The sequence below is a fragment of the Pseudomonas donghuensis genome, assembly GCF_000259195.1.
GTDB lineage: Bacteria > Pseudomonadota > Gammaproteobacteria > Pseudomonadales > Pseudomonadaceae > Aquipseudomonas > Aquipseudomonas donghuensis.
This window is the reverse complement of record NZ_JH650775.1, coordinates 26,078-28,806: the sequence shown is the minus strand read 5'-3', so window position 1 is coordinate 28,806 and position 2,729 is coordinate 26,078. Positions and strand designations below refer to the sequence as shown.

The following is a 2,729-nucleotide window of genomic DNA, read 5'->3' as shown; positions in this document are numbered from 1 at the left end:
CGCCCGGCCGGTAAACACGCGCATGGCGGTCCAGTTCAGTGCCGCGCCCAGCAGCAGGATAACGTTGCCCAGCACCAGGGCAATAAAGTCGGGGGCCATGCCGCGCAGGCTGATCAGGGTCACGCCGCAGGCCGCGAGCAGCAGCATGCCGCCCAGGTAGCCGAGGGTCTGCTCGCGTACGCCACGGCTCCAGGCGTGCAGGGTCAGCAGGCCCATCAGGGTGAAAATGAAAATGGCCACCAGCAACAGGGTCGGGATGCTCAACAGCAAGGGTGTCGCTCTCCGCTCAAGGCCGTGTGGTCAACCGGCCAGCACCGGTTTTCAGCGGCATGCTAGCCGAGCACCTACTACTTTGCCAGCAGCGCGCTGGCGTCAGGTCTGTGACGAACTGCGCGCTCCGGCCGCCCTTGAAGCCAGCCAAGATGTGCGGGTGCGCCACATTGTTGCGCCCGCGCGTCGTGGCGATTGTGGCCCCTGCCGGTGTGCGGTATGAGTAGCCCACTCCCGCCATCCAAGAGCGGGAGATCACAAGGAACGCCCCGAATGCCTCAGCTCAAGAACGCGATCTCCCTGGCCTTGCTGTTGCTGGCCACGCCCCTGGTCCATGCGCAGACCGCCAACCCCGACGCCGCTGTGCGCTCCAACCTGCTGGTCGATGCGGTGGCCTGGCGCCAGACCGCGGCGGAATTCCGCGCGCTGTACTACCAGGGTTTCAACGTCGCCAAGGCGCGCCTGGACCAGGCCCTGGCCAAGCAGAAGCCCGGCGACAAGAAGCCTGCGATCATTAGCGATATCGACGACACCATCCTCAGCAGCAACACCTACTGGGGCTTTCTGATCGGCCAGGACAAAGAGTTCTTCGATGACGCGGTGTGGGACCGCTGGGTCGCCGCCAATGGCCCGACCCTGACCCCGGGGGCGCTGGAGTTTCTTGACTACGCCAAGTCCCGCGGGGTGGAGATCTTCTACGTTTCGAGCCGCGACCAGGGCGACAAGACCTACGAGTACGCGCTCAACAACCTGCGCGCGCTCAAGGTACCGTACGCCGACGAAGCCCACGTGACCATCCTGCGCGAAAGCTCGAACAAGGAGCCGGCCCAGCACAAGATCGCCGAGCAGTACAACGTGCTGCTGATGCTCGGTGACAACCTCAACGATTTCGAGCGCAGCTTCTATGTCGACAAGGTCGACCAGCGTGCGCAGCTGGTGGACGCCAGCCGCAGCAAGTTCGGCGGCCAGTACATCATCTTCCCCAACCCCACCGACGGCCATTGGCTCAAGGCGATTTTTGGCGAGTCGGAGCCCGCCGATACTCCGGCCAACCGGGCGAAATTCCGCGAGGCAGCAGAGCAGGGCGCCTGGAAGCCGGCCAGCTGATTCACCGACGCCATAAACAAAAAATCCCGCAGGCCGTGTGGCCTGCGGGATTTTTCATGCAACCGTGAACCTTAGCGCTGTGGGTTGAGCACCAGGTTCATGTGACGGTTTACATCTTTGTACAGCAGGTAGCGGAACGGGCCCGGGCCGCCGGAGTAGCAAGCCTGCGGGCAGAAGGCGCGCAGCCACATGAAGTCGCCGGCTTCCACCTCGACCCAGTCCTGGTTCAGGCGGTAAACGGCTTTACCTTCGAGCACGTACAGGCCGTGTTCCATGACGTGGGTTTCAGCGAACGGAATCACGCCGCCCGGCTGGAAGGTGACGATGTTGACGTGCATGTCGTGACGCATGTCGGCCATGTCGACGAAACGGGTGGTGACCCAGGCGCCATCGGTGCCCGGCATCGGGATCGGTGCGATGTCTTTTTCGTTGGTGACGAAGGCTTCCGGCAGGGCCAGGCCTTCAACCACCTGGTAGTGCTTGCGGATCCAGTGGAAGGTGACGTTCTTGGCGCTGTTGTTGCGCAGGCTCCACTCGGCCGCTGGCGGAATGAAGGCGTAGCCGCCTTCTTTGAGGGTGTACGGCTTGCCTTGCAGGGTGATGTCGATTTCGCCTTCGACCACGAACAGCACCGCTTCGGCATTCTTGTCCAGTTCAGGACGCTCGCTGCCGCCTTCTGGTGCCACTTCGACGATGTACTGCGAGAAGGTTTCCGAGAAACCGGTCAGCGGGCGGGCGATGACCCACATGCGCATCTTGTCCCAGAACGGCAGGTGGCTGGTGACGATGTCACGCATCACGCCTTTGGGGATGACCGCGTAGGCCTCGGTGAACATGGCACGGTCGGTCAGCAGTTCGGTCTGCGCCGGATGGCCGCCGTGGGGAGCGTAGTAATTGGACTTCGACATGGAACACCTTCTGTCGTTGTTGTTCTGGGGTTTTGTGTTGCATCGCCCGTGGGCGATTGTCTTTCTCTGCGGCGCAAGCCGGCAGAAATGTGTTTGTTTAGCGGGCGCGCACCTCGAACTGCAGCGTCGGCGCTGCCGGCAGCAGCTGGCCGCGGCGCACCAGGCGCCGCTCGGCCGGTGCGGCGGCGACCGCGGCGGCGCCGTTGTCAGCCTTGAGCACGATAAAAGTCGCCTCGTTGCCGACCTTCAGACCGTAGTCGCTTTTGCCCAGCACTGCTGCACCGGCCGTGGTGGCCATGCTCAGGGCTACATTCAATTCTTCATCGCTGTAGAAGCCCGAGCGGTAGCCGATCAGCATGGCGCGCTGGAGCATGTCGGCGTTGCCGTAGGGCCACCAGGCATCGCGGATGTTGTCGTTGCCGGCGAACACGTTCACCCCGGCGG

At 63.4% G+C, this 2,729-nt stretch carries 3 protein-coding genes and 1 pseudogene; 1 reads left to right on the top strand and 3 read right to left on the bottom strand.

Annotated features, from left to right (window positions below; translation table 11 throughout):
• A pseudogene (locus UW3_RS29815) lies at positions 1-270 on the bottom strand (GGDEF domain-containing protein); the annotation flags it as partial.
• Between the two features lie 273 nt (positions 271-543).
• On the opposite strand from UW3_RS29815, the gene UW3_RS0120990 reads away from it, so the two are divergent.
• Complete coding sequence (locus UW3_RS0120990; RefSeq protein ID WP_010225348.1) at positions 544-1,377, top strand: 5'-nucleotidase, lipoprotein e(P4) family; 834 nt, start codon at positions 544-546, stop codon at positions 1,375-1,377.
• A 71-nt stretch (positions 1,378-1,448) separates the two neighbouring features.
• Here the strand turns inward: UW3_RS0120990 and UW3_RS0120985 are convergent, their stop codons facing one another.
• Positions 1,449-2,285 carry a bifunctional allantoicase/(S)-ureidoglycine aminohydrolase gene (locus tag UW3_RS0120985; RefSeq protein WP_010225345.1) on the bottom strand — a complete coding sequence of 279 codons (837 nt, stop codon included), beginning with the start codon at positions 2,283-2,285 and terminating at the stop codon, positions 1,449-1,451.
• A gap of 97 nt (positions 2,286-2,382) precedes the next feature.
• A partial coding sequence (locus UW3_RS29810) for an amidohydrolase family protein (protein WP_010225343.1) occupies positions 2,383-2,729 on the bottom strand: 347 nt, incomplete at its 5' end.